The 6,852-nt window shown below is 53.5% G+C and carries 7 protein-coding genes; 2 read left to right on the forward strand and 5 right to left on the reverse strand.

What is annotated here, in order from left to right:
• Positions 1-7 precede the first annotated feature (7 nt).
• The 4 genes from OB13_RS15520 to OB13_RS15535 form a co-directional block, all read right to left on the reverse strand.
• Positions 8-1,486 carry a hypothetical protein gene (locus OB13_RS15520; protein WP_461491087.1) on the reverse strand — a complete coding sequence of 493 codons (1,479 nt, stop codon included), beginning with the start codon at positions 1,484-1,486 and terminating at the stop codon, positions 8-10.
• A gap of 108 nt (positions 1,487-1,594) precedes the next feature.
• A complete protein-coding gene (locus OB13_RS15525; RefSeq protein WP_461491088.1) occupies positions 1,595-1,999 on the reverse strand; it encodes an EVE domain-containing protein in 405 nt (134 codons plus the stop codon).
• 33 nt (positions 2,000-2,032) lie between these two features.
• Entirely contained in the window at positions 2,033-2,233 is a 201-nt protein-coding gene (locus tag OB13_RS15530; protein WP_461491089.1) for a hypothetical protein, read from the reverse strand.
• 18 nt (positions 2,234-2,251) lie between these two features.
• Complete coding sequence (locus OB13_RS15535; protein WP_461491090.1) at positions 2,252-2,650, reverse strand: hypothetical protein; 399 nt, start codon at positions 2,648-2,650, stop codon at positions 2,252-2,254.
• A 118-nt stretch (positions 2,651-2,768) separates the two neighbouring features.
• On the opposite strand from OB13_RS15535, the gene polX reads away from it, so the two are divergent.
• Both polX and OB13_RS15545 read left to right on the forward strand, forming a co-directional pair.
• Positions 2,769-4,514, forward strand: coding sequence for a DNA polymerase/3'-5' exonuclease PolX (polX, locus tag OB13_RS15540; protein WP_461491091.1), 1,746 nt, complete (start codon positions 2,769-2,771; stop codon positions 4,512-4,514).
• 3 nt (positions 4,515-4,517) lie between these two features.
• The gene (locus tag OB13_RS15545) at positions 4,518-5,531 is read left to right on the forward strand and encodes a glycosyltransferase family 9 protein (protein ID WP_461491092.1); all 1,014 of its coding nucleotides are present in this window, start codon (positions 4,518-4,520) and stop codon (positions 5,529-5,531) included.
• Between the two features lie 111 nt (positions 5,532-5,642).
• On the opposite strand, the gene OB13_RS15550 is transcribed toward OB13_RS15545, so the two are convergent.
• Positions 5,643-6,590, reverse strand: coding sequence for a TraB/GumN family protein (locus OB13_RS15550; protein WP_461491093.1), 948 nt, complete (start codon positions 6,588-6,590; stop codon positions 5,643-5,645).
• Positions 6,591-6,852 lie beyond the last annotated feature (262 nt).

Consider the following 6,852-nt stretch of genomic DNA (forward strand, 5'->3'; position numbering starts at 1 on the left):
CGAGCAATTAAAATGAGATCTTGTTGATGTAGAACACCATCCGGTTGGGGGCATTGGGGGATTTTATTCGCTGAAAACCATAAGCTGCGAAATGGGAGTCATACCACCGGACAATGTTTTCCTGTTCAGACTCCGTGATCCTTTCCTCTTTTTCGTAAGGCAGCAGCTCTATGTAGGTTTCTTCGTCCGTATACTTGTCCTGTTCCATGACCCGGTAATGGATCTGATCTTTGGCTGCATAAGCAATCACAAAACGTCCGTCGGGTAGACTCGCCGGTTCTACGGAATGCACCAGTTCGGAGGTAGACAGGTCTTCTAACTTAAAGGAGTTATCCCAGAGCAGGATGCCGTCCTTGTCAAAACCAAGTGCAATGGCATGGGTACGTTTGTAGGCAATGGCTGCTCTGTCAGTGTCCCGGAAGCGTGGATCCAGGTAACCCGTGCTGGATCTGTATTGGGGGTAGTATATCTCAGCAGGCAGCACATACCCCGTGGGGGTCGTGATCAGGTCGTGCAGCAGCAGGCGGTAGCGCTGGAGGGGTTCTTTTCCTTCTGCGATGCGGGCCAGCTCCCGCTTGCGGGTACGTGCTTCCCGGCGGGGCTTCATGTACTTGTAGAAGTTCTGCAGTTGCAGGAAAGAATAAAACTCGCCGCTGACGATCTGGGAAGCCACCGGTGCCGTAAAGAATCCCTGTGCATAGCGCAGGTCCCGGGCGCCGTAGGTGCCCACCAGCATTTTGGATAGCGAATCGCCGGGCGTGACTTCCGCATTGAGCAGGCCCCGCTGGTCCTGTTGCAAAATGAAATAATTGTGGAGAAGCTGGCCTTTGGGGTCAAAACTCTTGACCTGGAGACGTGCTATACGCCCATTACTTTCTGTAATGACTACATCGGTGCGGCCGTGTGCCGGGTCAGCCAACATATCCGAAAAAGAGGATTCGCTCCCATAAATAGCAGGGAGCATGACGGGCTTTTCCCGGTCCGGGTCCAGGTATAGCAGCACCGGCGTCTGGTCTGTCCGGTTTTCGGCGATGATGAAGTACTTCCCCGCCAGCACATTAAACTCAAATATAAACTCCACTTTCTCGAGTTTATGCTCGGTCTGCCGGGCGGCGCCGTTGGCAAGGTTGATCCGCAGAAAGACAAAATACTCCGGCTTTACCGACTGAAAAACAAGATAGGTATAAGGAGCCTCCGTAAAATGGCGTATATATTCGAGCTCAGGTTGTAGCTCAAGCGAGGTGCTCCAGATCCGCTCCAGCCGCGAATCGTACTTGTTGATTGTGAAGGTAGCCTCTGTCCCCCAGCCGTCAGAGGTCTTGATGTAGACCAACAGGCTGCTGTCCGGCACAGGCAGCACCTCCAGGTGGTTGTATTCCGACTCGTAAGCCAGCTCCAGGCGCACAGGTTGGGTTGGCTCTTGTGCCCACAGGAGTGTGGGCGCTAAGGCCGAAAGACATAGCAGCAGGAGCTTGAGGTTAGGCATAGGGTAACCAGAATGCTAATGAGTAGCAGAAAAGTATAAGGCTACAGTTTTAGCCTTCTACTCCTTTTTACTACTTATCGTTGTGCTAAGTCCCCATCCGGCCTTTCCCTAGTTTCCCAGCGCCAGCAGCACATCAAACTCTTCGGCCTTCAGGGGCATCACCGAAAGGCGTGACTGGCGCAGCAGCGAAATATTCTCGAGGCGCTGGTCCTTCTTGATCTGGTCCAGTGTGACCGCATCTCTGAAGTCGCGCACAGGCACCAGGTCCACAGCCACCCATTTGGCATCCTCAGCAGTAGGGTCCGGGTAAGCAGCTTTGTCTACTTTGGCCATCCCGACGATCGCTTTTTCGGATACGCTGTGGTAGAACAGCACCAGGTCACCGGGCTGCATCTGTTGCAGGTTGTTACGGGCCTGATAGTTGCGTACGCCATCCCAGCAGATACGTCCGTCTCGCACGAGGTCTGTCCAGGAATAAGTTTCAGGTTCCGATTTTACTAACCAGTAATGCATGTTTGTAAGTAAAGGTAAAAGATTTTGAATGGATCAGGATTGTTGTTTGGAACGCCTTTTCTTTAGGTATACCGCGAATTCTCCTATCAGCAGACCGGCAAACAAGCCACCCAGGAGTCCTGAGAGAATGCCGTTGTAATTATCGGTCAAGGCCAGGGCGGTCAGGGCAGCCAGTAAAGCCAGGGCCGTGAGCAAGCGTATCCAGCCCGGAATTTTTTCAAGTGAATACTTCATGGAGGCGTCGCTTCAGGTTTACTTTTCGATATCTGCCGTTCTCCGGATCTTGAGTACCCCGTCTTTCAGGGAAACGATCTCCAGGCGGTAACGCTGCTCGGGGTGGCTGTTGCCCTGTATGTGCACTTTTATCGTGTTTTTGCCATCGTATTCCCACAACCCGATCTGCTCTTCGAGGCCGTCGGTGGGGGCGATGACATACTGCTTGGCTACCCCTTCGCGCTCCAGTGCAAAGCCGGTCCTCCCACGGGAAGGCGGGAAGTCATAGGAATTCGGCCGGTAGACCAGGATATCTCCCTCATCTTCTTCGTAAGAGTGAAGCCAGGTCTGCCCCAGAAGTTCTGATTCTGCTTTCTTCCGACAGGTGTTGGCCAGCAAAAGGAGGCACAGGATGCAAAGCAAAGAAACTTGTTTCATAGTATATTTTTGTAGTGCCTCGCAGGAAGGGCTGTTGATAGGGCTAAGGTAGGCATTTCCTGTTTTATATAGAAGCCCCTGAATATAAAAGCCGGGCAGGTGCCTGTGTGGCAAAGGTATGGGCAGTTTTTCTATCTTTGTAACCATACGAGATATAGCCTTGGAAAATAAGAAAATCATAAAGCTTTTTAAGCTGGCGGCCGAGTTGATGGAGCTGCACGATGAGAACCCTTTCAAAGTGCGTTCTTATGCAAATGCCGTGGCCGCGCTGGAACTGGTAGAGGAGCCGCTGGAGGTGAAGAGCCAGGCCGAACTGGAAGGTATAGGCGGGGTAGGCAAAAGTATAGCCGCCCGCATCATCGAGATAAACGAAACAGGTTCTTTCACAGAGCTCGACCAGCTTGTGTCGGTTACGCCGCCGGGCGTGGTAGAGATGCTGCGCATCAAGGGGATAGGCCCCAAAAAAGTGCGCACGCTCTGGAAAGAGCTGGGTACCGAAACGGTGGAAGAGCTGCTGGATGCCTGTGAGCAGGATAAAGTGAGTAAGCTGAAGGGCTTTGGTGCCAAAACGCAGGAGAACATCCGGCAGGCGCTGCTTTTTACGCAGCAGAACCGGGGCAAGCTGCTCTATGCCGAGGCCGAACCGGCTGCGCTGGAGCTGCTGGAGCGGGTGCAGCAAGTACTGCCACAGGCCCGAGCGGCGTTGGCAGGGGATGTGCGGCGCAGGCTGGAGATCGTGGAGAAGCTGGAACTGGTAGTGGCTACTGATGCGCCGACAGACGCGGAAGCTGCGCTCAACCAACTGGACGTACTGCAGCAGGACGAACTCAACTCAGGCCCCATGGTATGGCGCGGCAAGCATACCTTGAGCGGTATTGCAACCGAGATCCGCTTTGCGGGTACCGAAGATTTTGCCAATGAACTTTTTGTGCGCTCTGCTGCTGTGGAGCACCTGGGCAAAGTGTTTGCCGCCGGCAAGAGCATGCTGGCCGTGGTGCGGGAAGCACGCCATACCTCCGAAGAAGATATTTATGCCTCGGCAGGTATGGCCTATGTGGAGCCCGAACTACGCGAAGGCACCAATGAGCTGCAACTGGCCATGGAGAACAAACTGCCGAAGCTGCTGGAGCTCTCTGACCTGAAAGGTATACTGCACAACCACAGCACCTACTCCGACGGGGCGCATACGCTCGAGCAGATGGCTACCTACTGCCGCGACATGGGCTACCAGTACCTGGGCATTTCCGATCACTCCAAGACGGCTGCCTATGCGGGCGGCCTTCGGGAAGGCGATGTGCTGCGGCAGCAAAAGGAAATTGACGAACTGAACCGGAAACTGGCTCCTTTTAAGATATTCAAAGGTATAGAATCGGACATACTCGGTGACGGCTCCCTGGACTACGACGAGGACATTCTGGCGACGTTTGACTTCATCGTGGCTTCCATTCACAGCAACCTGGGTATGGATGAGCAGAAGGCAACCGCCCGCCTGATCACCGCCATCGAAAATCCCTACACCACCATGCTGGGTCACCCGACAGGCCGCCTGCTGCTGCGCCGCGAAGGGTACCCGATCAACCACAAACTGGTGATCGATGCCTGCGCGGCTAATAATGTCATCATCGAGATCAACTCCAATCCCTGGCGCCTTGACCTGGACTGGCGCTGGGTGCACTATGCGCTGCAGCAAGGCGTGATGCTGAGCATCAACCCGGATGCGCACCACACCAGCGGCTACGACGACATGAAGTATGGCGTATTGGTGGGTCGTAAGGGAGGCCTTACCAAGGAGATGACCTTCAATGCAAAATCAGCAGAAGAGGTGGAAAAATATTTCAGGGAGCGGAAGGAGAAGATCAAGTAGCGAATGCCTAAAATACTCATCTTCCGGTTTTCCTCTATCGGCGACATCGTGCTGACAACGCCTGTGATCCGCTGCATCAAGCAGCAGGTGCCGGGGGCCGAAGTGCATTACTGTACCAAACAAGGCTTCAAAGGTATACTGGAGCACAACCCCTACGTGGACAAGGTGCATGTGCTGGGTAAGAGTTTGAACGAGCTCGTGCAGCAGCTGAAAGCGGAGAACTTTGATTATGTAGTAGACCTGCACAACAACCTGCGCACCCGCATCATCAAAACACGCCTGGGCAAGCCCGGCAAAAGCTTCAATAAACTCAACTACGAGAAGTGGCTGATGGTCAACTTCAAAGTGAACCAGCTGCCGCAAACGCACATCGTGGACCGTTACCTGGCTGCCGCCGCAGCGCTCGGTATACAGGACGACGGGCAGGGACTGGACTACTTCATACCTGCCGGAGATGAGGTGAATCTGCAGGCATTGCCGCAGCCTTTTCAGCAGGGCTATGTTGCCTTTGCCATCGGTGCCCAGCACTATACCAAGCGCCTGCCCACCGAGCGCATCATCGAGCTGTGCGAAAAGCTACAGCACCCGGTCATACTGCTCGGCGGGAAAGAAGACGCTGCCGTGGGAGAGGAAATAGCCGCCTTTTTTGACACAGGACATAAGACACTGGACACAAGACAAGGTGCCGGGAAAACCATCATCTACAATGCTTGTGGCAGGTATAGCCTTGCCGGATCGGCGTCGCTGGTGCGGCAGGCCGCGCAGGTAGTAAGCCACGACACCGGCCTGATGCACATAGCGGCAGCTTTCCGGAAAGACATCATCAGCATATGGGGCAATACGATTCCGGAGTTCGGCATGTACCCCTTCCGGACCAGGTATAAAGTGCTGGAAGTGAACGGACTCAGCTGCCGCCCCTGTTCCAAAATAGGGTATAGCAAATGCCCCAAAGGCCACTTTAAATGTATGCGCGATATCAACTTCAATGTGATCGAGACCCTGTCATTCAGGACATAACCAAAAGCCTTTCCCTAAAATGGCATCGCCCGCACAAGTCTATACCTGTGCGGGCGATGCCGTTTTAGGGCTCCTATACCCGGAGCCGGTGTATGAATTTCTGCTTACTGTTTACTGCAAAGGTTTTACCGTGTAGCCGGCTCTTTGCAACAGTTGGATGAGACCGTTTTCGCCGGGCAAGTGCAGGGCGCCTACGGCAACGAAAGTCGGTTGCTCTTTCATGATGGCCGGCAGCTTCGTCATCCAGTTCTTGTTGCGGTCGTCTACCATGTAGGCCATGTCCTCTCCGCCGGTGAGTTTGTTGTATTCCTCCGAAAGTGTCCACATACCGGCCAGGTCTTTCTCGAAGTATAGCTTCGTGAGCTGCTCCGAGATCTGGAATGCTTTTTCTTTTTGCTTCACATACTCCACCAGTTGTCTGGCCTGCTTCTCTACCGGGTGGTGGCTATAGAGCAGGTCGAACTGTTCTTCCATGGTTTCGAGGGTGCTTATTTTCTTGCCATCCTTCCGGCCTTGCTGCGCAAAGTATACATCGAGCGGTTTGCCTTTGTATTGCTTCAGCACTTCCATCTTCTGGTAATCTGACATAGACAGCATCAGCAACAAGGTCATCGGTTTCATCTGGTCCAGCAGGGTCAGGTCATAGCCCATGGTCTGCTTCACCTCTTTTCCTACCAGCTCAAACTCTTCCGTGCTCAGCAGGGCAGAGATCTTGTTGTCGGGCATCACCATCTTGGCACCCAATTGCATCATGGCGGCAGAGTCAATCTCTGTCTCCACGACTACGCCCTTGCTCTGCAGGAAGCGTTCTTTGACCACGGGTACCGAATTCAGGTAGCTGTTGTTGAGCAGGTGGTAAGTGCCATACAGGTAGGAGGGTTGCTTCAGGCCGTTGCCGCTCACTTCCCACAACAGCGACTTGGCGGCGGTTGTGGTTTTTGCTGCAGGGGCTGCCTTCGCCGGGCGCGATTTTACTTTCTGCGCTTCGCTTAAGGCAGGGTATAGCAGCAAGGCAATCAGGAGTAGGTATAGCGACGTAATTCTGTTTTTGTGATTCATTTAACAGGGTTGGATAGAAAGAGTGAAATTCAAATTAAGAGGGCCTTCTTGTTATTTAATGCGATAAGTAGGAATTTGGAGCCGGGTACGGCAATCGTGTTATGTATCCTTTAAAAATCTGAAATCTAATTGAGATGTCCAAGAATAATTTGACCTGGCAGGCAACCGATGCCAAGTTGCTGGAAGCGCTGCTGCTGGCAACGGGCGGTGAAGGGGGTGCCTCGCTGCAGGATGTTCTGCTCATGGGAGATGCTGTCGATGG

This window comes from Pontibacter sp. HJ8 (assembly GCF_054824225.1).